Here is a 23,172-nt window from a genome sequence, read left to right as displayed (position 1 = left end):
TATCTGCTCCGGAAAATTCTTTCCTAAAAAATGAAATTTTATTCCATTATTAAATTTCAAATGACGTAACTTTGCACGATTTTTTTGGTCCCTCGTACGGCATTAAAATCAATGTGGTTTTTCATTTTCAATAGATTACAAAAATGCCAAAAGACTCATCTATCAAATCTGTCCTCATTATCGGATCTGGTCCCATTATCATTGGTCAGGCTTGCGAATTTGACTATTCTGGTTCCCAGGCAGCACGTTCGTTGCGGGAAGAAGGAATTAAAGTGATTTTGATTAATTCCAACCCGGCTACCATCATGACGGACCCTATGATGGCCGATAAGGTTTATTTGCTCCCATTAACTGTGGAAAGCATTGAGCAGATTCTGGAAGAAAACCAGATTGATGCCGTATTACCTACCATGGGTGGTCAAACAGCACTGAACCTTTGTAAAGAGGTAGATGAGCTGGGAGTTTGGGAAAAGTATAATGTTCGCCTGATCGGGGTAGACATTAAAGCGATCGACAAAGCGGAAGACCGTGAACAGTTCCGCCAGTGGATGATCCAAATCGGTATCCCTGTAGCGCCTGCGAAAACAGCTAACTCTTTCCTGGAAGGTAAGGAGTTTGCACAGGAAATCGGTTTCCCGCTGGTAATCCGTCCTTCTTTTACCCTCGGCGGTACCGGTGGCGGTTTCGTACACAGCAAAGACGAGCTGGACGAAGCGCTGGACCGTGGCCTGAAAGCTTCTCCCATCCACGAAGTGCTGGTTGAGAAAGCAGTATTGGGCTGGAAGGAATACGAACTGGAACTGCTGCGTGATAAAAATGACAACGTCGTTATCATCTGTACCGTGGAAAACCTGGACCCGATGGGTATCCATACAGGAGACTCCATTACAGTGGCTCCAGCCATGACCCTGAGCGATACCGCTTTCCAGGATATGCGTAACAAAGCCATGCTGATGATGCGTGACCTGGGCAACTTCGCCGGTGGTTGTAACGTACAGTTCTCCCTCAATCCTGAAACAGAAGAACTGATCGCGATTGAAATCAACCCGCGCGTAAGCCGCTCTTCCGCACTGGCATCCAAAGCAACCGGTTATCCTATCGCGAAAATCGCTGCCAAACTGGCTATCGGTTATACTCTCGACGAGCTGGAAAACCAGATCACCAAAACCACTTCCGCTTTCTTTGAGCCAGCACTGGACTACGTGATCGTAAAAATGCCACGCTGGAACTTCGATAAATTCAAAGGCGCAGACGACACACTGGGCCTGCAGATGAAATCAGTAGGTGAAGTAATGGCTATCGGCCGCACTTTCCCTGAAGCCTTGCAGAAAGCCTGCCAGAGCCTCGAGAACGATGCGCTCGGCCTCGGCTACTATGGCAAGTCGCTGATGAAGTCTGAACAACTCATCGAAAAACTGAAACGTCCAACCTGGGACCGCATCTTCCGTATTAAAGATGCCCTGATGGCCGGCGCTTCTGTAAAACATATTCACCAGCAGACTTACATTGACCGCTGGTTCCTGCACCAGATACAGGATATCGTGAATCTGGAAAAACAACTCGGAGAACATGACCTGGAAAGCGTTCCGGCTGATATGCTGAGAGACGCCAAAAAAATGGGCTTCTCAGATGCCCAGCTGGCGGTGATCTTCGGCAACTGTGAAGAACACGAAGTATACGAAAAGAGAAAAGCGAACAACATTGTACGTACCTATAAAATGGTAGATACCTGCAGTGCTGAGTTTGAAGCGAAAACACCGTACTTCTATTCCACTTTCGATACAGAGAACGAAAGCAAGGTAACCGACCGCAAAAAAATCATCGTACTGGGTTCTGGTCCGAACAGGATTGGCCAGGGTATCGAGTTCGACTACTGCTGTACCCATGGTCTGCAGGCTATCCAGGATTGCGGCTATGAAGCAATCATGGTAAACTGTAACCCTGAAACTGTATCTACCGACTTCGACATGGCAGACAAACTGTACTTCGAGCCGGTATTCTGGGAGCACCTGTGGGAAATCATCGAGCTGGAAAAACCTGAAGGGGTGATCGTTCAGCTGGGTGGCCAGACAGCGCTGAAACTGGCGAAACGCCTGGAAGAAAAAGGGGTTAAGATCATTGGTACTTCCTTCGATAACATGGATATCGCAGAAGACCGTGGCCGTTTCTCCGACATGCTGAAAGACCTGGGTATTCCTTATCCGAAATATGGTACCGCCTACAATACTGACGACGCTATCGAAGTAGCGAAAGAAGTAGGTTATCCGGTACTGGTGCGTCCGTCCTACGTATTGGGCGGCCAGCGTATGCGTATCGTGATCAACGAAGAAGAACTGGAACAGTCAGTATTAAGCCTGCTGCGTCACCTGCCGGGCAACAAGATCCTGATCGACCACTTCCTGGACCGTTGCCAGGAGGCAGAAATTGACGGTATCTTCGACGGTACAGACTTCCACGTAATGGGCGTGATGGAACATATTGAGCCTGCCGGTATCCACAGTGGTGACAGCCATGCGCTGTTGCCAGCCTTCAACCTCACACCGATTGAAGTGACTACCATGGAGTACTACGCAGAGAAGATTGCCCGCGCGCTGAATATCCGTGGTTTGATCAACATCCAGTTTGCGATTAAAGGCGGACAGGTATATGTAATTGAAGCCAACCCACGTGCTTCCCGTACTACGCCGTTCATCGCCAAAGCCTACCAGGTGCCTTACCTGAACATCGCTACCAAAGTGATGATCGGTGATAAGAAACTGAAAGACTTCAAAATTGAAAAGAAACTGACTGGCTTTGCCATCAAAGAACCAGTGTTCTCCTTCAATAAATTCCCGGGCGTAAACAAAGAGTTAGGCCCTGAAATGAAGTCCACCGGTGAGGCTATCCGCTTTATCAAAGACCTGAGGGACCCTTACTTCCGTCAGTTGTATAAAGAGAAGAGCATGTACCTGTCTAAATAAAACAGGTGACAACATAAAAAAGAAAAAGCCCGTCAGTATAATGCTGACGGGCTTTTTCTTTTTATGTTTTAATATGTGACAGCGATAAAAAAAACAGAGCCTGATAAAGATCAGGCTCCTTCTTTTCCCTCAAAATAACCATTAAAGACACGACTATTGAATCTTGATACGACACAAATAGCGTGACCGGTAATGCATTTTACAAATAATATTATATTTAAAGAAGATGTTAACTAATCAATAACAGATTTGCGAAGTGCTTATATTTAATATATTAATATTCAATATTATAAATATTATTAAAAAATAATTTGTTAATTCCGTTAACATGTCCTGAACCAAAAATTACCTAGTTATCATATCTTTTTCGCATGTGCTGTTTTTGCGTTTTTCAGACGGTTTAATTCTTACATTTAAAGACGTTAAAGTTGACCCCTTTTTATGCAATTTGAATCATCCATGTTTGTCGCCGCATGTTGGAAACGTGCGCCCTTTCTGCGATTGACGGTCCCATTTATGGCCGGCATCAGCATACAGTATAATGCGCCCCTCCCGGCGGTGTCGCTGTATATCCTTGTCCTGTCTGCATTTGCAGCTTTGTTGTTCATACGTTTGCTACCGGTTGCATACCGTTACCATTACTCGTGGGCGAGTGGTATTCCTGTTTTTATACTGCTATATGGCAGCGGGGCGATGTTGCTGGTTTCTGCCGGTATCAGGCAGACGGACAGGGACGTTTCCGCATGGCCTGCCAGCACGCAGTACTGGTTGGCAAAGGTAGAAGAACCTTTACAGGAAAAACCCCGCTCCCGGAAAACACTGCTGACAGTTACTGCTGTATATGCTCAGGGCCGCTGGAGGACGTCCGGAGGACGTTTATTGGCCTATTTCAGCAAGGATAGCCTGTCAGCGGGATTAACGTATGGTTCAGTGGTATTGTTGTCAAAAAGGCCGGTTAAAATCACAAACAGCGGCAATCCCGGCGCATTCGATTACCGGCAGTATTGTGCTGCGCAGCAGCTGTACCATCAGGTGTTCCTGAAAGAACGCGACTACCGGCAGCTGCCCCGTCCGCAGCCGCGAGACCTTACAGCCTGCCTGCTACAGGCGAGGGATTTTTGCCTGGGGCAACTGAAAAACCGCATCGGGAAAGGCACTGAAGCAGGTATGGCGGAAGCCTTGCTGATAGGCTACCGGCAGGACCTGGACCCGGAGGTGGTAAATGCCTATAGCAATACCGGCATTGTGCATATTATTGCGATCTCCGGGATGCATCTGGCGTTGCTGTATGGCTCCCTGCTATGGCTGCTGCGCTGGCTCCCGTCCCACAGGGGCGCGAACATCGTACGGGCGCTGCTATTGTTAACTGTTTTATGGGGCTTTGCCCTGTTGACAGGCGCCTCTGCTTCCGTGCTCCGGGCGGCGGTGATGTTCTCCGGTATTACGGCCGGCAGCCTGTTGCTTGGCAGGAAAGCCAGTACATACAACATGCTGGCCGCCTCGGCGTTTGTGCTGCTGTGTTATCATCCGTGGCTGTTGATGGATGCCGGTTTCCAGCTGTCCTATCTGGCAGTGCTTAGTATCCTGTTATTTTATGATACGATATACAAACTATGGGGATTGCAATCGTGGTGGGCCAAGGCTGTCTGGCAGCTGGCCGCACTCTCGCTCGCTGCGCAGATACTCACATTACCGGTATCGGTCTACTATTTTCACCAGTTCCCGGTTTATTTCCTGCCGGCCAATCTGATAGCGGTGCCGCTTTCTACAGTCGTGATATACGGGGAAATACTGCTGTTGTTCCTGGCTCCTTTTGATACTTTGGCCGGATGGGTGGGAATGGCCCTGCGCTGGTTGATATACACGATGAATACGGTTGTGGCATGGTTGGGACAACTACCTTTTGCCCTGGTAGAGGGCCTGCAATGGAGCCTGTTGCAAACAGGCTGTTGTTATCTGCTGATCACAGGGATGGCGGTATGGCTGTCGGGCCGCTACCGGCGTGGCTTTTGGCTGGCATTGTCTGCCTGCTGGATAATGGTGGGGGACCAGGCTGCCCGGCATATCATCAACCTGCAGCGGAGGCAGCTCATCATCTATAACGTTCCCGGCTATACGGCAATAGACTGCATCAGTCAGGGAAAAGTGCAGTTCATGGGCCATGACAGCATCTGGAAAATGCCGGCAGCAAAACAACTACAGGCTGCCCGGGCTGCCATGGACGTACAACCGGGAATGGTGGCAGACATAGAACAGCGTGGCCGCTATCTCTGCGTGGGCCGGAAACAACTGGTGGTGCTGGACAACATATTGCCAACATCGGTACCTGTACAACGGTTGCGGGTCAACTATCTGTTGCTGAACGGGAATCTCAATATGAAGATGGACCAGGTACTGGCATGGTATAACGCCGACACTGTTATTTTCGGCGGCGCCTGCCCGCCCTTTCGTATCCGACGCTGGGCTGAAGCCTGCACTTCTTCCGGGATACCGTTTTACAATATCCCGGAAGAAGGAGCATTCATTATGCCTTTCTGATAAGTTATTGTTGGGGCAAACGGGCTTCCAGTGCTTTGATCTGTTTTTTCATCCCGATCATGTGAAGCGTCATTTCTTCCGGCTTTTTCAGTAACTGCTGGTTCATTTCTCCCAGGTCAATACCATCGGCGGCCACTTCAGCGGCGGAAGGAACTTCAGGAACATGCTGATGTGTGCGGATAAACGCTTCGGATTTCTCCCTGTAAAAACATAGGAGGGACAGACATTTCTCAGGTGATTTTTTAAAGTTGGTTAAATAATTTAGATGGGAAATTAATTTTTTTGGTCGGCTAATGCCGGATTCAGGGCCTTTCCTCATTATTCCCCATTAACCGGAAGTGGAAAAGTGATCCTTACGTGTTAACTTTGCGCAGCTTTTCGGTTCCGGACCAGGGGCCTATGTTATTAAAATTTCTAATGTTTCCTTCATGCAAAAGCAAATTAAATCAGCGTTGATCTCCGTTTTCTATAAAGATAACCTGGAGAACATTGTTAAAAAATTAGGTGAACAAGGTGTGACCATCTATTCTACCGGTGGTACCCAAAAATTCATTGAGGAACAAGGTGTAAAATGTGTGGCAGTAGAAGATCTGACCGCTTATCCGTCTATCCTGGGCGGCCGTGTGAAAACACTGCACCCTAAAGTATTTGGTGGTATCCTGGCCCGCCGCGAAAATCCCCAGGACCTGGAACAGCTGAAACAATACGAGATCCCGGAAATTGACCTGGTGATCGTTGATCTGTACCCGTTTGAAGAAACTGTGAAAAACACGACTGAAGAACAGGCCATCATCGAAAAGATCGACATTGGCGGCGTATCACTGATCCGTGCTGCCGGTAAGAATTTCAAAGATGTGGTGATTGTGGCTTCCAAAGATCAGTACGCTGACCTGGAAAAAGTGCTGACAGAAAACAACGGAGCCACTTCCCTGCAGGACCGCAGAAACTTTGCTGCTAAGGCATTTGAAGTATGTGCCCACTATGACGTGGCCATCTCCCAATATTTCCTGAACAACGAACCTGGTAATTACTTCCAGGTGTCCGTTCCGCAGGGCCAGGTGAACCGTTATGGTGAAAACCCGCATCAGCGTGGTATTTTCTACGGTAACCTGAACGATATTTTCAACAAACTGCATGGCAAGGAGCTTTCCTTCAACAACCTGGTAGACGTAGATGCGGCCTGCCAGCTGATCCAGGAGTTTACTGAAACCACCTTTGCCGTTATCAAACATACCAACGTATGTGGCATCGCTTCCCGCCCTACCCTGAAAGAAGCCTGGGACGCAGCATTGGCCGGTGATAAGGAAAGTGCTTTTGGGGGCGTACTGGTATGCAACCAGCCCATTGACAAAACTACAGCGGAAGCCATCAACGAAATCTTCTTTGAAATCCTGATCGCTCCCGGTTTTGATGCAGAAGCCCTCACAGTATTGCAGGCCAAGAAAAACCGAATCCTGCTGGAACAAAAACAGCCGGTGAAAAGCAAGTACATGTTCAAAAATGTACTGAACGGCGTACTCCTGCAGGACAGTGACAACGGGAACTATAAAGAGTGGAATGATGTAGGCGCCCAGGCTGCTACCGCTGCACAAAGAGCCGATCTGGAGTTTGCCAATATCGTGTGCAAGCACCTGAAGTCCAACGCTATCGCGCTGGTGAAAGACAAACAACTGATTGGTAAAGGCTGTGGCCAGACTTCCCGTATCGATGCGCTGCGTCATGCTATTGAAAAAGCCGGCCAGTTCAGCTTCGGGCTGAAAGGTGCTGTGATGGCTTCCGACGCCTTCTTCCCATTCGATGATTGCGTACGCATTGCGCATGAACAGGGAATTGAAGCTGTTATCCAGCCCGGTGGCTCCGTTCGCGACAACGATTCCGTAGAATTCTGCAAACAACACGGTATGGCCATGGTAATGACCGGTATGCGTCATTTCCGCCACTAATCCCGTTTACATACAAAAGATAAAAGCGGAGATCATTTCCAGAAATGACCTCCGCTTTTTTTTAAGAAAAATTGGCGCCATTGCCTGAAAATAGCTAGTATTGTTATTCATGGCCTTTATCAAGCAAAATATCATGCAGGATACAGCAGATGCGGACCTTGTCCGGGAGTACCAGACTTCCGGCAATCTGGAGCTGCTGGCTGCCCTCTACCAGCGTTATATGAACCTGGTATATGGTGTATGCCTGCAATATTTTGATGAAGAAGGCAGTAAGGACGCCGTCATGCAGATCTTCGAGGAGCTGATCGACAAGCTGAAGCGGCATGAAGTACAGAACTTTAAAAGCTGGCTGCATGTTTTGTCGAGGAACCACTGCCTGATGAAGCTCCGGTCCATGAAAAACAAGGAATCGCTGCAGGTAACCATTGAAGATGATTCCCCCCTTATGGAAAACGGAGAATTGGCGCATCATGACCACGAAGTCACGCTGGAAGACAATCTCCAGTCCATGGAAAAATGCCTGGAGACCTTGCCGGAAGAACAAAAACGCAGCGTGAACCTGTTTTACCTGGAGGAAAAAAGCTACCGGGAGGTAGCTGCGCTCACCGGATATGAGATGAATAAGGTGAAAAGCTATATCCAGAACGGAAAGCGGAATCTTAAAATTTGTATGGAGCAACAACAACATGCCTGATAAGCACGCACATAACAAACCTGCCGTAAGCGCCGAGCTTATCCGCCAGTATCTGGCCGGGGAGCTGGATGATAAGGCCATGCACGACCTGGAACGCCAGGCGCTGGATGACCCGTTCCTGGCGGATGCGCTGGAAGGTTATGCGTTGCATGCCCCTGATCAGCAGGCCCACCAGGAAGACCTGATGGCGCGGCTGACAGAGAGAGTGGCTCCCCCTAAAGCTGTAGTGCGCCCGTTGTACCCCCGTTTAGCGGCAGCAGCAGCTATTTTGCTTCTGCTCTTTACCGGCGGCTGGTACCTGTTCCGCGAGCAGCAGCGCAGCGCAACAGCACCTATCGCACAGGTGGATACCAGGCCCGATGTGGCCGTACCGGATACATTTGCCCCGGCGCCCGCTGCTCCGGCCACGCCTGAAATAGCCATGGTGAAACCGGCTGATGCCAATAGTAATAGCAATCAGCAACCTGCTCCTGCTGCAAGACAAAGTGCGCCGGCCCTGGCAAAAGCCGAGGAACCTGCCGCTGATATCAGTGCGGCTGATGAAAGACTGGCGGAAAGACCATTGGAACGCAGAGCTTTAAAACAAACGCCGCCACCGGCCACGTTCTCTGCGCCAGTGCCACCACCCTCCGCTGTTGCCGCTTCTCCTGCAACGGATAGACAATTGAGCGAGATAGTTATCGCACATCCGGACTCCTCTGCTATGGCTTATGACAACGCTAAAAGCGCCGACCTGAAAGAGGTGAAAGTAACTGGCTTCGCTGCCCAAAACAAAAAGGCAGGCGTCTCCGGACAGAATGATTCCGTTCATCCTAATGCAGACGGCTATGAGGTAGCCGGCATTTTGCAGGGTAGGACTGCCGGCGTGGACGTGACTGGTGCCTCCCCCAGAAAAAGAAAAGCGGCGATTGTGCCGGGAGATACGCTGCCATCGCCGGTTAACGGCAGAACAGCCTTTCAGCAATACCTCGCCCAACATACCGCTAATCCCGGCGGGTTTAATGGCCTAGTACGTATATCGTTTACCGTTATGCCGGACAGTACATTGCAGGACATTAAAGTAGTGCGGAGCGTGCATGTGAACGCAGCCTGTGAAGCGGAAGCGATCAGGGTGGTGAAAGAAGGGCCCTTGTGGAAACCCGCAGCAGACGGAAAGCCTGCCAACGTAACATTGGATGTGGTATTTAAAGAAAAAACAGACCAATAATTATATCAGCCTTTCCTTTCTTTCCATTGCTGGTTAAAGGATTTGGCAGCAAACACCGGCAACTCACGGTTTTCTCCCCAGCTTTTTGCGAAGAATTTACGGAAGAAGAAATTTTTCATTTTACCACTGGCCATATTCATCATTTTACGGCTGTTGCATCCCTGTTTCCATACAAACCAGGCAAATTTTTCTCCGCCTGAAGTATGGTTTTCCTCTACTGCCTTCTGGCGGTTGTGAAGCAACAGTTCATGCAGATTGATACGGACAGGGCATACTTCGGTGCAATTACCGCAGAGGGAAGATGCAAAACTGAGGTGCATGTAGTTGTCCATCCCTTTGAGATGGGGCGTAATAACAGAGCCGATTGGACCGCTGTAGGTGGTGGCGTAGCTATGGCCGCCGATGTTTTTATAAACGGGGCAGGCGTTGAGGCAGGAGCCGCAACGGATGCAGTAAAGGCTTTCACGGGCGGCGGTGTCCTGGAGGATATTGGTACGGCCGTTGTCCATCAAGATAACATACATTTCTTCAGGGCCGTCTGTTTCGCCTTCCTGGCGCGGACCGCTGAAGATGCTGTTATATGCCGTTACTTTCTGGCCGGTGCCATAGGTGGCCAGCAGTGGCCAGAACAGCGCCAGGTCTGCCACAGAAGGCAGCACTTTCTCGATGCCTACCAGTACAATATGTGTTTTGGGAAAGGCGGTGCTCAGGCGGGCATTGCCTTCATTTTCCGTAACGGCCACGGAGCCGGTATCAGCGAGGATGAAGTTGGCGCCGGTGATGCCTATTTCCGCTTCCAGGTATTTTTGTCTGAGTTTTTCGCGGGCAACAAGTGTCAGTTGCTCAGGAGTGAGGTCCGGCGGCGTGCCCAGTTTTTCCGCAAAGAGACGGGCCACATCTTCCTTGCTTTTATGCATGGCCGGCGTTACAATATGATAAGGCGGTTCGCCGTCCAGCTGTTGGATATATTCTCCCAGGTCGGTTTCCACGCATTCAATATTATGTTGCGCGAGAAAGTCGTTCAGGTGAACTTCCTCTGTTGCCATGGATTTGCTTTTGACAATGCTTTTGCATTGTTTGGCCTGGCAGATGGCGAGGATTTCCTGTTGTACCTGTTCGGCTGTTTCAGCCCAGATAACTTTGCCGCCACGTTTTGTGAAGTTCATCTCAAATTCTTCGAGATGGTTGTCCAGATGCTCTATAGCTCTCCACTTGATGTTCTTGGCCCTTTCACGCGCTACCGGCAGGTCTGCAAACTGCTGTTTACCGACTTTTACAGCGGCATTATATTTTCCTATGTTGAAGTTGATCGTCTGGCGGTGACCGAGATCTAATGCTTTCTTTTCACTTGCTTCGAGGAAAGTGGAGGCTGTTTGATGCATAAGCAAACGATAATTCCTTGATAAATATAGCGTATTTAAGCATTGCGTGATAGCCGCTGCTCAAATAACTCCTTCTGAATCATTAAATAACAAAATCTCAACAATCCAAATCAACGGGTGATTTAGTATTTCTTGGTGGCGATTTTATCCAGCACTTCATAAAATTCCGTGCCGTATTTTCTGATAATAGCATCCTTCAGGAATCGGTATACCGGAACTTTCAGGGACCGGCCGTTTTTACAGGCAGGTTTGCAGATGTCCCAGCGGTCATAATTAACCGCTTCAAACGACTCATATTTTTTTATCCGGATGGGATAGAGGTGGCAGGAGATGGGCTTTTTAAAATCCACTACGCCGTCGTTGTATGCTTTTTCGATGCCGCAGCCTACGATGCCATGTTCATCGATGGAGGCATAGGCGCAGATGCCTTTGTTCACGATAGGCGTCACATATCCATATTCCTTATCGGTGGTGTTGGTACCAGTACGTTCAATTTCGTCGATACCTTCCTGCCGCAGGTAGGATTTGATCTTCGGGTAGATTTTCTTCAGGGTTTTAGTTTCGTCTTTGTCAAGGGGAGCGCCGCAGTCGCCCGCTACACAGCAGGCGCCTTTACAGGCTGACAGATTGCATACGAACTGCTCTTCAACTACTTCGTCACTAATATATTTATCGTCAATGATAATCATCGGGTTATGGTCTTTTGTTTGTCCTGTGGGGGACGAACAAGCATTTAAAGACCACAAAGTTACGTGATTGCCGGCTTATCTCCAGCGGAGGGTTTCCACCAGGTGCCACATATCTTTTTCCAGGAATGCGTTCACAGGCGCCAGAGAGTCGGCCTGAGGAGGGGCATAGAAGTAGAGAGCGCCCCGCAGAAAGTGTTGTACAGAGTCGGTGGCAAAGAATTGTTTGGCAGAGGCCGCATTGCCGCCTACTTCGTAGAAGGTGCCGGCAACATGGTTGGGCGTATGGATTTTGTTTTCGTCGATGTATTCCGCCTTGTAGGTGTGTTTGTAGGTCATTTTATAGGCATCGTCCACCAGTTGCTGGAAGCTGTTGCCTTTGCCGATGATTTTATAGCTAAGATATATTTTACCGTTCAGGGTGGGGAAATCGATATTGATCCAGTAAGGATTTTCAGGTTTTTCCCCAAAGAAGGAGGTATCTTTTACCACGTTGGCATATACCGGATATTCAAAGGTATACGGGTAGCCAGGCACATCAAAGGTCCGGTATTTTTTTTCCGGGAATTTCATCAGGAAGAAGCCCCTGGGCTTTGGCGTGGGCGGCGTGTTGCAGGCAACGGCCAGGATAGTGATCAGCAGGGACAGGAGGGCGGCGCCCTTTCCTTTGAAGTATGGCATTTTTTCTGAAATCGTTTAGCAGGGCTGGATTACGCTTCTTCGGCGGCGTCCGGCCGTATGGTGACCTGTACTTTCTGGATGCGCATTTTAGTGACTTCCAGTACAGTGAAATCGTAGTTGTTGTAATTGATAACGCTGTTTTCCTCCGGAAATTTTCCTGCCAGTTCGAGGATGAGTCCTCCGAGGGAGTCGCTTTCGCCTTTTACTGATTCGAAGGTTTCCGGCGGGATGTTCATGATGCGGCAAACGTCGTTCAGCATGGTTTTTCCTTCAAAAACGTAGGTGAAGTTGTCCAGTTTGCTGTAGTTGAATTCTTCCTCATCGAATTCATCTTTGATATCGCCGATCACTTCTTCCATGATGTCTTCGAGGGTAACGATACCGGAGGTGCCGCCGAATTCGTCCACTACTACCGCGAAGTGCATGCGTCTGCTCTGGAACTCAGAGAGGAGGTCTTCGATCAGTTTGTGACCGTGTACAAAAAAAGGCTGGCGCATTACTTCGTGCCAGTCGAATTTATTCCCTTTATCGAGGTGGGGGAGCAGGTCTTTGGTATGGATGACGCCCACGATGCTGTCGAGGTTGCCCTTGTATACCGGGAGGCGGGAGTAATGCAGGTCTGCCACGTATTTGATCACTTCTTCAAAGGTGCTGTCATATTCTATCCCGTTTACATCGAGGCGGCCGCGCATGATCTGTTTAACGGTGATATTGCCGAATTTGAGAATGCCTTTGAGGATATTTTTCTCTTCCTGGGATGCGGTGGGGTCCACACTCATTTCGATGGCTTCATCAATTTCGTGGTAATTGACGGGGCCGGCGCCGCGGTGAAACAGGCGGGCTTCAATGCTGCCGCTGATGCCAACGAAAAAGTCGCTGACAGGTTCCAGGGTGGCATGAATAAGGCTGACGAACCACGCGAAGTAGGTAGCAAAGCGGATATTGTTCTGGGCTGCCCATACGCGGGGGAGTATTTGTCCGAAAAACAGGAGAATGAGGCAGATCATTGAAATCCTCACCACAAAGGACACTACCGGCAGGGTTTGCAGGTCTTCCATTTGTGTCACCAGGTAATTGGTGATCATGATAAAGGCGATCATGAGGATGATGCCGGCGATCTGAAGGGATGCCAGGAGTGATTTTGGTTTTTCCAGCAGTTTGGTAATCAGTTTGCCGGAGGTGTTCTGTCTTGTTTTGAGCACGTTCAGGTCCTTGTAGTTCAGGGAAAAGAACGCTACTTCTGCACCGGAAACGATAAAGGTAAGCAGCAGTATTACAAAAATGACAAGTAGGAATACCACCATGTTTGGCGTTGCGATAGGTGTATTTACTTGTAACAAACAGGACATGTTGCTTGCCGAGAGGATCTCCAAGATATTTAGCTTTGATGTAATCAATCAAAAAAACAGGAAAGGTAATTCACACAACTACATTTCCTTGCACGCAAATATAAGTAATGTCCCTATATGGGATTACGTACTTTCGGAAACTTAATATTTTATCAGATGACTAAAAAGGCAGATCGTCTGCGGGCTCGTTCAGCGAAGGGGGAATTTCCAGATTGTTTGCGAAATTGTCTCCGCTTGAAGATCCTGAACTGCTGTGGTGAGGTATGGGGTGGTCTGAGCTGTTGAGGTCCATGCGTTTGTCCAGCATAACCAGGTTGTCTCCTACAACTTCAGTTGCGAATTTTTTGTTGCCTTCCTTGTCTTCCCAGCTGCGGGTGCGCAGGCGTCCTTCAATATAGACCAGGCTGCCTTTGTGCAGGTACTTCTGGGCCAGCTCTGCCAGTCCGCGCCAAAGCACTACTGTATGCCATTCTGTTTGAGAAATAAGTTTTCCCGCCCTGTCTTTAAAAGTTTCGGTGGTGGCCAGGGAAAACTTCGCTACTGCGATGTTACCTTCGAGAAACTGCACGTCCGGGTCTCTGCCTAAATTGCCTATCAGAATTACTTTATTAACACCTCTCATAGTTGTAGGTTTTTTTAGTCTATTGTTAAAAGGTTCTTCTTTTATAAATAAACAACCTTCTTAAAGTTAATATTTTTTTCCAATCGACGGTGAAAAATTTCTTGCTGGCAGCGTGTTAAGCATGAATGGCCACATGTATTATAACTTCCTGTAATCTAACCAAATAATGCATTTTAATTTTTTAAAATATGTTTAACATTAGAACAATTGCAGCTTTTTACTTTGCAAAAAGGCGGTGATGGTTTTTGGAAAAGCGTATTTATCAAGTGTTTTGCGGGAAACGAGCTGGTAGTCGCCGGTTGGCAGTGGCTGCTTTATTTCGAGGGTAAAGAAGCGGCTGTGGATGGTTTGATGGGTAAGTTGTTGTTTTTGCGGAGCGGAGACATTAATGACTGTAAAAGGTGTTTTGCCGAAAAGCTGCCGGAAGGTGTCATTTTTCCGGAGTTCGTCGAGCTCTGCCGCCTCCGGCGTTTCGATCAGGATAAATTCGTGCAGGTTTTGCCAGATATCTTTTTCGGTCCTTTTCCGGATATAGATTTTGTCGTTGAATTCCACGAGGAAGTGGTTGAAATAACGTTTTTTGATCTGGAGTTTTTTGGATTTTACCGGGAGAACGTCTACCAGTTGATGCTGGCGGGCCAGGCACTTCCGGTTGAGCGGACATTCTTTGCAGTTGGGTTGTTGTGGTTTGCAGACCACTGCGCCGAAGTCCATAATGCTTTGATTATAAGCGGCTGACTGGTCAGCAGGCAGCAGTTCCTGCGCCAGGTCGCCGAACTGTTTTTTACCGGCGGTGCTGTCGATCGGCGTGTCGATGGCGAAGTAGCGGGAGAGGACACGGTATACGTTGCCGTCCAGCACTGCATACGGGAGATGGAAGCCGAAGGAGGCGACAGCCGCGGCGGTGTAGGCGCCTATTCCTTTCAGGGCCTTGATCTGGTCGTAGGTACCGGGAAATTTGCCTTTATAGGTAGTGGCAATTTCGCGGGCGGCGGCCAGCATGTTTTTGCAGCGGGCATAGTACCCGAGGCCTTGCCAGAGCCGGAATACTTCCTCTTCCGGGGCCTGAGCCAGTTTGGTGGCGGTGGGATAGTGTTCAATAAATTTCTGGTAGTAGGGTAATCCTTGTTCCACGCGGGTTTGCTGGAGGATAATTTCGGACAGCCATATCCGGTAGGGGTCTTTTTCACCCTTCCAGGGCATGGTACGGGTGTTGCTGAGCTGGTTCCACTCCAATAATTTTTCTGTAAAAAAAAGTCGGGAATCGGCCATTTATATATTATTTTAATAAAATTATTTAGTAAATTGATATGGTAAAAGCTGTCCTAAAACCCTATGGAGGTACACCAGATACCGTTTCCGGGCCTGCAAATAAATGTAAATTATCATCAATACAGGTATAAGAAAAAATGATAAAATTTATTTGCTTAAAATTCAGCAATTAAAATTTTTAAATTAACTTTGAGAGTAAAGTAATCCTCTCGCTTTCATATGAGAAAAGCTGATTTAATAAACAACATTGCTGAAAAAACCGGCATCCCCAAAGTAGATGTTTTAGTCACACTGGAGGCTATGTTTAAAGAGGTGAAAGAAGCTCTTGCCAACGGTGAACACATCTACATCCGTGGGTTTGGCAGTTTTATCACAAAGAAAAGGGCCGCCAAGATTGGCCGCAACATCAAGAAGAACGTAGCGGTGGAGATTCCGGAGCATTTTATTCCGGCGTTCAAGCCATCTAAAGAATTTGTTGCTGAGGTAAAGAAGCTTAAAAGTTCTTAGTTTTGCAGCCTAATCTTTAGGCGATGCGAAAGTCACAAGTTCTCCTGGTTGGTGCAGCTGTAGCACTATTGGTGGTTTTATATGCTTTTGGCCGTACTGTACCCCGGTCAGATAAGCAAGCTATGTCAACTGCCGCTCCTATGCAGGGCGGTCAGGGTGTAGAGCCTATTGCCTTTTCCGAACTACTGGAAACGGCGAAAGGGAAGATTCCTGCTGAAAAATTATTATTAATCAACACGATTGAGACCAACGTTGTACGCGGGGACGTGAAAGCCCAGCAAATAGCCGCGTACAAACAGTTGTATAATACCTGGGACAGCCTCAACCAGCTTCCTGTAGCGGCTCATTATCTTGGCGAAGCCGCTAAGTTGGAAAATTCCGAAAAAAGCCTCACCTTTGCAGCCAATTTGTTTCTGGCTCACCTGCAACATGCTCAGGATCCACGAATTGCAAAATGGGAAGCCGACCAAGCTAGCGCACTGTTTGAACAGGCGATTCAGCTGAACCCGGCCAACGACACCCTGAAGATATCACAGGCCATGGTGTATATGAACACCGGCGAACCGATGAAGGGAGTTGCCAAATTGAAGGAAGTCGTAGCCAAAAATCCTGATAATATCGACGCACAGGTTACTTTAGCGAACCTGGCCATTACATCAGGCCAGTATGATAAAGCTATCGAAAGACTCGAAGGCGTGATGCAGAAACACCCGGACAATGCCAAAGTACTGTTTGTGCTGGCAGAATCCTACAGAAGTAAAGGCAACAAACAGAAAGCGATTGAGCTGTTTGAAAAAAGCAAACAGGCCATGACCGATCCGGAGTTGAAAAAAGAAGTAGACAGCTATATTAAGAGCATTCAATAATATTTTATTTTTTCCATCATTTAAAAACGTATAAGCGTATGCCTTGCGGTAAGAAAAGAAAAAGACATAAAATTGCCACTCACAAGCGTAAAAAAAGACTGAGAAAGAACCGGCATAAAAGTAAGAAGAAATAATTACTCCAGTTTCCCGCCATTTATACTAACCAGGTATTTCCCGGCGCGGTGGTCGGATAAAAAATTTTCATATACCCTGCATGATTCTGGCATTTAATCTTAAATTGCCTGAGTCATGCAGGTTGTTTCCATAGATCCCGCAACCAGATCCCCGGACGTTGCCTGCAGTGATCGCTGAACCCTTAAGCAATCCATCATCACATCGGTGAAGAATATGCTAACTTTATAGTGAGCTATTGTTTGGTATGCAGTAAGCTGTTCTTACATAGCTGTGTGCATAGCATAAAAGGTGAAGTTTTAAAGGTTAAAATTTTGGACGCTTGAACAAGGAACTTATTATAAATGCGGCTCCCACAGGTGTGGAAATTGCGTTACTGGAAGATAAAAAGTTAGTGGAACTGCATCACGAAAGCGGCAACCCTAACTTTGCAGTAGGCGATTTATACCTGGGCAAAGTGAAAAAGCTGATACCCGGCTTAAATGCTGCATTTGTGGACGTAGGCTTCGAGAAGGATGCCTTTTTACATTATACGGATCTCAGCCCCTATATCCGTTCCATTCTTAAATTTACTGCAACTGCCATCAGCGATAAAACACCTGAAGGATTTGATTTCACTAAGTTTAAAAATGAACCGGAAATAGTTAAAACAGGAAAAATCACTGACGTACTCGGCGGTAAACCCAACATCCTCGTACAGATCCTGAAAGAACCCATTTCTTCCAAAGGCCCCCGCCTGAGTTGTGAAATTTCTCTTCCCGGAAGATTCATCGTGTTAACTCCCTTTAACGATATTGTAGCGGTTTCTAAAAAAATCCACTCTTCCGAAGAAAGAAAAAGATTGCAGAAAATCGTGGAAGCCATCAAACCGCCTAATTTCGGCGTGATTGTACGGACCGCCGCGGAAGGAAAGAAGACAGCTGAACTGCACGAAGATCTGACCACGCTCGTTCAAACCTGGAAAAATATCCAGTCCAACCTGAACGGCGCCCAGGCTCCCCAGAAAATCCTGAGCGAGCAAACCAAAACCACCAGTATCCTTCGTGACCTGCTCAACGAGAGCTTCAACCGGATCGTGATCAACGATAAAAATATCTATACAGATACCAAAACGTATATCCAGAAGATCGCTCCGGAAAAGCAGGACATCGTTAACTACTACAATAACGGCTCACCCATCTTCGACAACTTTGGTATCACCCGCCAGGTAAAGGCTTCCTTCGGGAAAACCGTCAACCTCGACAGCGGCGTGTACCTCATCATTGAAGCAACGGAAGCCCTGCATGTAATAGACGTTAACAGCGGTTATAAAAGCTCGAGCAACAACCAGGAACAAAACGCCCTCGCGTCCAACCTGGAAGCTGCTGCAGAAATTGCCCGTCAGCTCCGGCTGCGTGACCTTGGCGGCATTATCATCATCGACTTTATCGATATGAAACTGCCGGAAAACAAAAAGACCGTTTTCGAAGCCATGGAGAAATTCATGGCACAGGACAGGGCCAAACATACCATTCTGCCTATCTCCAAATTCGGGCTGATGCAAATCACCCGCCAGCGCGTAAAACCGGAAATCACCATTTCGGTGGCCGAAGATTGCCCCACCTGCCGCGGTACCGGTAAAATCGGCGCTTCTATGCTGATACTGGAAGATATCGAGAAAAACCTGCAATATCTCCTGAACCACCAACACAAAGGACTGACCATCCGCGTACACCCGATCCTGTACGCTTACCTGACAAAAGGCTTCCTTACCTCCAAACAATGGAGATGGTATTTCCAATACAAAAAGTGGATCAAACTCAAAGCAGATACCAACTACCACCTCACTGAATACCGTTTCTTCGACGCTAATGATGAAGAAATCAAACTATAAAACTATTTGAAGATTTGAAAATTTGGAGACCTGAAATAACTTTCAATATCCAAATTTTCAAATTTTTATTTTCATTTGTTAAATCCCAAATCCTCCTTCAAACTGTATATATTTCATACATTTATGCGATAAAGCAGTAGCTAATCCCATACTGTTTGTTGTCATGTTTGTTCTTGTTTCTTAATCACATCCATTACTCTTATGACCGTACGTTTTTACACGACCCTCTCTTTATTGGCCCTGATCATCCTCGTTGCCTGCCAACAAAACGGTGGCTTTCGCAAGAGGTTGAAAATCAGAGATACTACACATTATACCAAAGAGGCGTATATTGAAGAGACGCTGGACAGTAACCTGCTCAATAAATTCCTGGCAGGGAATACCAACTTTGACCAGTATGATGAATACATCCGTAATTTCTATCAGAAGCGGGGGTACCACTATGCCTGGATCAACAAAGACTCGCTGACAGAGCAGGCGGCCAACTTCATCAACATGATGAAAAATGATGCCTCCTATGGTATTAAAGACAGCAGCCTGATCAATCCGCAGTTGCAACAGCTGACCGATAGCCTGCTGCAAAGCGACGCCGGACTACGCATCGCTGACACGGCCCGCCCACAGCTGGAAGTACTGCTGACCGCCCAGTTCTTTGCCTACGGCAATAAAGTATGGGGCGGCCTCACCGCTGATTCGGCCAAAGACCTCGAATGGTTCATCCCCCGGAAAAAAATAGATATGGAAAGCCTGCTGGACTCCGTGGTCCGCAAGAAATCCAATGCTTTTGAAGAAGACGAACCGGTGAACCGCCAATACAAACTATTGCGCAACGAGCTGAAAAAGCTGGCTAACCTGGAAGCCTCTACGAAATGGGACTCCGTTCATATCGCCCAGAAAGCGACGTTCAAAAAAGGAGATTCTTCCCGGGTGGTCGTTGCTGTAAAAAGCAGGCTGGCAGCACTGGGCGACCTGGCTGTTAATGACAGCAGCAGCCGCTTTACACCGGAACTGGACAGCGCGGTGCGTTCCTATCAGGCCCGCATGGGCCAGAAAGTAGACGGTATCATCAAACAAACCACGGTAGACGCCCTGAATGTGCCATTGCAACAACGTATCCGTCAGATACTGGTGAACATGGAACGTTCCCGCTGGGTACCGCTGGAACCTGCCACAGACTATATCCTGGTGAATATCCCGGCCTTTACCATGTATGTGTATGATAAAGGGAAACTGGACTGGAGCTGCAATGTGGTTGTTGGCAAACCGGGAGCCAATACGGTGGTGTTCTCCAAAGACCTGCGTTATGTGGTGTTCAGCCCATACTGGAACGTGCCTCCGGGCATTCTGGCCAAAGAGGTGTTGCCGGGCCTTAAACGCAGCGGCAGCGGCTACCTGGCCCGTCAGAACATGGAGATAGTAGGGGCAAGCGGCAAAGTGATACCGCCAGGGTCCATCAATTTCAGCAAATATTCCGGTGGTAATTTCCCCTATATCGTGAGGCAACGGCCTGGTGGCAGGAACTCACTGGGCAAGGTGAAATTCCTGTTCCCCAACGAGTATAACATCTACCTGCATGATACGCCTGCACGCTATCTTTTCGGGGAGAATAAACGTTCCTTCAGCCATGGCTGTATTCGTATAGCCGAGCCGAAACATCTGGCGGAATGGCTGCTCCGCAAAGATTCCAGCTGGACTGAGAAGAAGATCGATGATGCGCTGAATGCCAATAAAGAGAAGTTTGTCACCGTGAAAGACAAGGTGCCGGTGTTTATCGTTTACTTCACCGCCTTCGTGGACAGCAAAGGAAAACTGAACTTCCGCGACGACGTTTATGGTCACGACACAAGACTGGCCGCTACCTTGTTCGGCAACAGCACCCCCAAACCGGAGAAAGTTGATTCATCCGGCAGCCAGGAAAAATACTAGCGTAAAAAAAAAGACATGTCCGCGGACATGTCTTTTTTTTGTGATCTCTCTTTAGAGCGTCACAGGTTTAGCTATGTGCTATCACCGATATTTCCACATTCACTCCCTTGGGCAAACCGGCCACCTGTACGGTTTCGCGGGCAGGATAGTTGCCGGTGAAGTAGCTGCCGTACACTTCATTTACTTTAGGGAAATCGTTCATGTCTGTCAGGAAGATGGTGGTTTTCACCACGGCGTCGAAAGTCAGACCGGCTTCTTTCAGTACTGCCTGCAGATTTTTCATGGCCATGTGGGCTTCATCGGTGATGCCTGATTTTACCAGCTCGCCGGTGGTGGGGTCAAGAGGAATCTGACCGGACACATAGAGAATATTACCAGCTTTTACAGCCTGGTTGTATGGCCCGATAGGAGCGGGCGCCTGATTGGTATTGATGATTTGCTTTTCCATATAACGAAAATAAATAAATAAGTGGTGCCGGCATCGGCTGTTGCCCGGCAGGAGGTGGGTTTAACAGGAAGATAAAGGGATTTTTTTCTTAGGTTTGCCGAAATTTAACGCATGAATATCCTCGTAATAGCAGATGCGCAGCGGTATGATGAATTACAGCAGAGAGATCTTTCCCGGCATCAGGTGCAATGGAGAACCAGTCTGGAAGAAGTATTGTCTGTGAAAGCGTTTGACCTGGTGATAGATCTTATTTTCGATGACCGGCCGGACCATGCAGCGGTATATGCGCGTAATCCGGGGGTGCCGGTGCTTGCGGGGATTGTGAAAACATCCTTGTCCCAGGTGATGAGTGATTATGCGTTTGAGCAGGGTTTCAATATTATGGGATGTAATTTCCTGCCGGGATTTATCAGTCTGCCGTTGCTGGAAGTGACGCTGATGGACGACGGGCAGCAGGAGGTGTTGGCAGACATCATGTACCAGCTCCACTGGGAATACACGCTGGTGGCGGATGCTAGAGGGATGGTGACGCCAAGGGTGGTATGCATGATCATTAATGAAGCGTACCTGACAGCCCAGGAAGGCACTGCTTCCCGCGCGGATATTGATACCTCGATGAAGCTGGGCACCAATTATCCGTTTGGGCCTTTTGAGTGGTGTGAGCGTATAGGCGTGAAACATGTGTATGAAGTACTGAAAGCAGTACACGATGCTACCGGTGATGACCGTTACGAGGTAGCTGCATTATTACAAACAGAATACGAGGCGATATAACAATGGCATTAATACTGAGCATAGATACAGCCACTACCACCGGTTCGGTGAGCCTGGCACGCGATGGTAAAGCATTACAGACGCTTGTTAACGAGCAGCAGCAGGACCATGCCGCTGCGATGGTGTTGTATGTGCAGCAGGTATTGCGTGAGCAGGGCGTTACCGCTGCAGAGCTGGATGCGGTGGCGGTGAGCGCGGGGCCGGGATCTTATACGGGTTTACGTGTAGGCGTGGCTACCGCCAAAGGTCTGTGTTATGCCTGGAATAAGCCGTTGTTGGCCGTTTCCACGTTGCAGATGATGGCGCAGGGCGCCAAAGATGCCGTGCAGGATGATAATGCCTGGTATTGCCCTATGCTGGACGCACGCCGGCAGGAAGTGTTCACCGCTATTTATGATGCCTCGTTGCAGCCGGTGCTGGAGCCGCAGGCGCTGATACTGGAGCCGGGCTCAATGGATGCCTGGCTGTCGCAGCAAAAGATATATTTTTTTGGCAATGGCAGTGCCAAATGGGCTGCCATGCAGCCTTCCATCGATAATGCCGTTTTTGTTCCCCATGAAATGAGTGCTGCGCATATGGCGCCACTGGCAGAAAAATTATTCCTTCAAAAATCCTTTGCTGACCTCGCTTATTTCAGCCCATTTTATCTAAAAGGCTTTTATTTCCCCCAAAAACCCTAACACTTTCGTATTATTTGTCATGATATTGTCAAATTACATCTAATTTGCACATATCGCCGGGTTATATATGATAAAATAAGGTATAGAAATTTTTTTTATTGTGACAGATATTATATTTTTGTATAAATCGATAACCGCATTTGTTGTCTAACTGTTTTGCGATTACTGTCCGTTGATCCCTTTCATTTCATCATTTTTTAAAAACTATTATGCGATGGAAAAAACATTATTAACTACCTCTTCTAATACTCTTATTATTTCTAGAGGTAACAATGAAAAAGACCAGATCAAATTGGATTACATTGCCGTTAAAAAGGCCGCTATGGTTTTGCGTGCTATCAACCATAAGTTGCGCCAGCAGATGATTAAGCTGTTGGAGGACCATAAGAAAATGACTGTGACAGAGATATATGTAAAATTGCGTTTGGAACAATCGGTAGCATCGCAGCATCTGGCCATATTAAGACGGGCTGGTATTGTAATTACAGAAAGAGATGGTAAGTTCATCCACTACACCATCAACAAGCAGCGTATTGCTGAGGTGGCAAAATTTGTGGAAGAACTGGTTGGTTAATGCATATTAGCCATTTTTAAATACGGAATTGAATTATTGAAAAAGTAGCCGCGAGGCT

General features: G+C 47.9%; 20 protein-coding genes. 12 read left to right on the top strand and 8 right to left on the bottom strand.

What is annotated here, in order from left to right; translation table 11 throughout:
• Positions 1–143: 143 nt before the first annotated feature.
• The gene (gene carB / locus ACTJJS_RS14035; protein ID WP_168871055.1) at positions 144–2,960 is read left to right on the top strand and encodes a carbamoyl-phosphate synthase large subunit; all 2,817 of its coding nucleotides are present in this window, start codon (positions 144–146) and stop codon (positions 2,958–2,960) included.
• A 441-nt stretch (positions 2,961–3,401) separates the two neighbouring features.
• A complete protein-coding gene (locus ACTJJS_RS14030; protein ID WP_440664160.1) occupies positions 3,402–5,498 on the top strand; it encodes a ComEC/Rec2 family competence protein in 2,097 nt (698 codons plus the stop codon).
• 4 nt (positions 5,499–5,502) lie between these two features.
• Here the strand turns inward: ACTJJS_RS14030 and ACTJJS_RS14025 are convergent, their stop codons facing one another.
• Positions 5,503–5,817, bottom strand: a complete 315-nt coding sequence (locus ACTJJS_RS14025) for a hypothetical protein (RefSeq protein ID WP_440664159.1) — start codon at positions 5,815–5,817, stop codon at positions 5,503–5,505.
• A 109-nt stretch (positions 5,818–5,926) separates the two neighbouring features.
• On the opposite strand from ACTJJS_RS14025, the gene purH reads away from it, so the two are divergent.
• The 3 genes from purH to ACTJJS_RS14010 all read left to right on the top strand — a co-directional run bounded on the left by purH (position 5,927) and on the right by ACTJJS_RS14010 (position 9,342).
• Positions 5,927–7,441, top strand: coding sequence for a bifunctional phosphoribosylaminoimidazolecarboxamide formyltransferase/IMP cyclohydrolase (gene purH, locus ACTJJS_RS14020; RefSeq protein ID WP_440664158.1), 1,515 nt, complete (start codon positions 5,927–5,929; stop codon positions 7,439–7,441).
• Between the two features lie 133 nt (positions 7,442–7,574).
• Positions 7,575–8,135 carry an RNA polymerase sigma factor gene (locus tag ACTJJS_RS14015; protein ID WP_247654875.1) on the top strand — a complete coding sequence of 187 codons (561 nt, stop codon included), beginning with the start codon at positions 7,575–7,577 and terminating at the stop codon, positions 8,133–8,135.
• Positions 8,128–9,342: an energy transducer TonB gene (locus tag ACTJJS_RS14010; RefSeq protein WP_440664157.1), complete on the top strand. Its 1,215-nt coding sequence runs from the start codon at positions 8,128–8,130 to the stop codon at positions 9,340–9,342. Before ACTJJS_RS14015 ends, ACTJJS_RS14010 begins: the two co-directional genes overlap by 8 nt.
• Before the next feature lie 5 nt (positions 9,343–9,347).
• On the opposite strand, the gene ACTJJS_RS14005 is transcribed toward ACTJJS_RS14010, so the two are convergent.
• From ACTJJS_RS14005 to mutY, 6 genes are all read right to left on the bottom strand, one after another.
• Positions 9,348–10,724 carry a LutB/LldF family L-lactate oxidation iron-sulfur protein gene (locus ACTJJS_RS14005; RefSeq protein ID WP_168871060.1) on the bottom strand — a complete coding sequence of 459 codons (1,377 nt, stop codon included), beginning with the start codon at positions 10,722–10,724 and terminating at the stop codon, positions 9,348–9,350.
• Between the two features lie 122 nt (positions 10,725–10,846).
• On the bottom strand, positions 10,847–11,413 hold the full coding sequence (locus ACTJJS_RS14000) for a DUF3109 family protein (RefSeq protein WP_168871061.1): 567 nt from the start codon (positions 11,411–11,413) through the stop codon (positions 10,847–10,849).
• A 75-nt stretch (positions 11,414–11,488) separates the two neighbouring features.
• Positions 11,489–12,091, bottom strand: a complete 603-nt coding sequence (locus tag ACTJJS_RS13995) for a hypothetical protein (protein ID WP_168871062.1) — start codon at positions 12,089–12,091, stop codon at positions 11,489–11,491.
• Between the two features lie 29 nt (positions 12,092–12,120).
• The gene (gene gldE / locus ACTJJS_RS13990; RefSeq protein WP_343744690.1) at positions 12,121–13,395 is read right to left on the bottom strand and encodes a gliding motility-associated protein GldE; all 1,275 of its coding nucleotides are present in this window, start codon (positions 13,393–13,395) and stop codon (positions 12,121–12,123) included.
• Between the two features lie 205 nt (positions 13,396–13,600).
• Positions 13,601–14,062, bottom strand: a complete 462-nt coding sequence (locus tag ACTJJS_RS13985) for a single-stranded DNA-binding protein (protein WP_440664156.1) — start codon at positions 14,060–14,062, stop codon at positions 13,601–13,603.
• A gap of 198 nt (positions 14,063–14,260) precedes the next feature.
• Positions 14,261–15,334 carry an A/G-specific adenine glycosylase gene (gene mutY, locus ACTJJS_RS13980; protein ID WP_440664155.1) on the bottom strand — a complete coding sequence of 358 codons (1,074 nt, stop codon included), beginning with the start codon at positions 15,332–15,334 and terminating at the stop codon, positions 14,261–14,263.
• Between the two features lie 219 nt (positions 15,335–15,553).
• Here mutY and ACTJJS_RS13975 point away from each other — a divergent pair, with 219 nt between their 5' ends.
• The 4 genes from ACTJJS_RS13975 to ACTJJS_RS13960 all read left to right on the top strand — a co-directional run bounded on the left by ACTJJS_RS13975 (position 15,554) and on the right by ACTJJS_RS13960 (position 20,638).
• A complete protein-coding gene (locus ACTJJS_RS13975) occupies positions 15,554–15,841 on the top strand; it encodes an HU family DNA-binding protein (RefSeq protein WP_073084475.1) in 288 nt (95 codons plus the stop codon).
• Between the two features lie 23 nt (positions 15,842–15,864).
• The gene (locus tag ACTJJS_RS13970) at positions 15,865–16,707 is read left to right on the top strand and encodes a tetratricopeptide repeat protein (RefSeq protein WP_168871065.1); all 843 of its coding nucleotides are present in this window, start codon (positions 15,865–15,867) and stop codon (positions 16,705–16,707) included.
• 454 nt (positions 16,708–17,161) lie between these two features.
• Positions 17,162–18,712, top strand: coding sequence for an Rne/Rng family ribonuclease (locus tag ACTJJS_RS13965; protein WP_168871066.1), 1,551 nt, complete (start codon positions 17,162–17,164; stop codon positions 18,710–18,712).
• A gap of 201 nt (positions 18,713–18,913) precedes the next feature.
• Positions 18,914–20,638 carry a L,D-transpeptidase family protein gene (locus ACTJJS_RS13960; RefSeq protein WP_440664153.1) on the top strand — a complete coding sequence of 575 codons (1,725 nt, stop codon included), beginning with the start codon at positions 18,914–18,916 and terminating at the stop codon, positions 20,636–20,638.
• A 67-nt stretch (positions 20,639–20,705) separates the two neighbouring features.
• Here ACTJJS_RS13960 and ACTJJS_RS13955 read toward each other — a convergent pair whose 3' ends face one another.
• Complete coding sequence (locus tag ACTJJS_RS13955) at positions 20,706–21,086, bottom strand: RidA family protein (protein WP_440664152.1); 381 nt, start codon at positions 21,084–21,086, stop codon at positions 20,706–20,708.
• A gap of 111 nt (positions 21,087–21,197) precedes the next feature.
• On the opposite strand from ACTJJS_RS13955, the gene ACTJJS_RS13950 reads away from it, so the two are divergent.
• From ACTJJS_RS13950 to ACTJJS_RS13940, 3 genes are all read left to right on the top strand, one after another.
• Positions 21,198–21,860 (top strand): 3-hydroxyacyl-CoA dehydrogenase family protein, encoded by a 663-nt coding sequence (locus tag ACTJJS_RS13950; RefSeq protein ID WP_440664150.1) that lies wholly within the window; start codon positions 21,198–21,200, stop codon positions 21,858–21,860.
• A gap of 2 nt (positions 21,861–21,862) precedes the next feature.
• The gene (gene tsaB / locus ACTJJS_RS13945) at positions 21,863–22,540 is read left to right on the top strand and encodes a tRNA (adenosine(37)-N6)-threonylcarbamoyltransferase complex dimerization subunit type 1 TsaB (protein ID WP_440664149.1); all 678 of its coding nucleotides are present in this window, start codon (positions 21,863–21,865) and stop codon (positions 22,538–22,540) included.
• Between the two features lie 214 nt (positions 22,541–22,754).
• Positions 22,755–23,114 (top strand): ArsR/SmtB family transcription factor, encoded by a 360-nt coding sequence (locus ACTJJS_RS13940; protein ID WP_073084462.1) that lies wholly within the window; start codon positions 22,755–22,757, stop codon positions 23,112–23,114.
• The last annotated feature ends 58 nt before the right edge of the window (positions 23,115–23,172 follow it).

It is taken from the genome of Chitinophaga sp. 22308 (genome assembly GCF_052045305.1).
Classification (GTDB): Bacteria; Bacteroidota; Bacteroidia; order Chitinophagales; family Chitinophagaceae; genus Chitinophaga; species Chitinophaga varians_A.
Note: the sequence above shows the minus strand (reverse complement) of the source record. Positions and strands in the feature narration are given on the sequence as shown.

What these genes read in the sequence shown, in the direction of transcription:
- carB (WP_168871055.1), top strand. Translation starts at nt 144, where the DNA reads ATGCCAAAAGACTCATCTATCAAATCTGTCCTCATTATCGGATCTGGT.
- ACTJJS_RS14030 (WP_440664160.1), top strand. Translation starts at nt 3,402, where the DNA reads ATGCAATTTGAATCATCCATGTTTGTCGCCGCATGTTGGAAACGTGCG.
- ACTJJS_RS14025 (WP_440664159.1), bottom strand. Translation starts at nt 5,817, where the DNA reads ATGAGGAAAGGCCCTGAATCCGGCATTAGCCGACCAAAAAAATTAATT.
- purH (WP_440664158.1), top strand. Translation starts at nt 5,927, where the DNA reads ATGCAAAAGCAAATTAAATCAGCGTTGATCTCCGTTTTCTATAAAGAT.
- ACTJJS_RS14015 (WP_247654875.1), top strand. Translation starts at nt 7,575, where the DNA reads ATGCAGGATACAGCAGATGCGGACCTTGTCCGGGAGTACCAGACTTCC.
- ACTJJS_RS14010 (WP_440664157.1), top strand. Translation starts at nt 8,128, where the DNA reads ATGCCTGATAAGCACGCACATAACAAACCTGCCGTAAGCGCCGAGCTT.
- ACTJJS_RS14005 (WP_168871060.1), bottom strand. Translation starts at nt 10,724, where the DNA reads ATGCATCAAACAGCCTCCACTTTCCTCGAAGCAAGTGAAAAGAAAGCA.
- ACTJJS_RS14000 (WP_168871061.1), bottom strand. Translation starts at nt 11,413, where the DNA reads ATGATTATCATTGACGATAAATATATTAGTGACGAAGTAGTTGAAGAG.
- ACTJJS_RS13995 (WP_168871062.1), bottom strand. Translation starts at nt 12,091, where the DNA reads ATGCCATACTTCAAAGGAAAGGGCGCCGCCCTCCTGTCCCTGCTGATC.
- gldE (WP_343744690.1), bottom strand. Translation starts at nt 13,395, where the DNA reads ATGGTGGTATTCCTACTTGTCATTTTTGTAATACTGCTGCTTACCTTT.
- ACTJJS_RS13985 (WP_440664156.1), bottom strand. Translation starts at nt 14,062, where the DNA reads ATGAGAGGTGTTAATAAAGTAATTCTGATAGGCAATTTAGGCAGAGAC.
- mutY (WP_440664155.1), bottom strand. Translation starts at nt 15,334, where the DNA reads ATGGCCGATTCCCGACTTTTTTTTACAGAAAAATTATTGGAGTGGAAC.
- ACTJJS_RS13975 (WP_073084475.1), top strand. Translation starts at nt 15,554, where the DNA reads ATGAGAAAAGCTGATTTAATAAACAACATTGCTGAAAAAACCGGCATC.
- ACTJJS_RS13970 (WP_168871065.1), top strand. Translation starts at nt 15,865, where the DNA reads ATGCGAAAGTCACAAGTTCTCCTGGTTGGTGCAGCTGTAGCACTATTG.
- ACTJJS_RS13960 (WP_440664153.1), top strand. Translation starts at nt 18,914, where the DNA reads ATGACCGTACGTTTTTACACGACCCTCTCTTTATTGGCCCTGATCATC.
- ACTJJS_RS13955 (WP_440664152.1), bottom strand. Translation starts at nt 21,086, where the DNA reads ATGGAAAAGCAAATCATCAATACCAATCAGGCGCCCGCTCCTATCGGG.
- ACTJJS_RS13950 (WP_440664150.1), top strand. Translation starts at nt 21,198, where the DNA reads ATGAATATCCTCGTAATAGCAGATGCGCAGCGGTATGATGAATTACAG.
- tsaB (WP_440664149.1), top strand. Translation starts at nt 21,863, where the DNA reads ATGGCATTAATACTGAGCATAGATACAGCCACTACCACCGGTTCGGTG.
- ACTJJS_RS13940 (WP_073084462.1), top strand. Translation starts at nt 22,755, where the DNA reads ATGGAAAAAACATTATTAACTACCTCTTCTAATACTCTTATTATTTCT.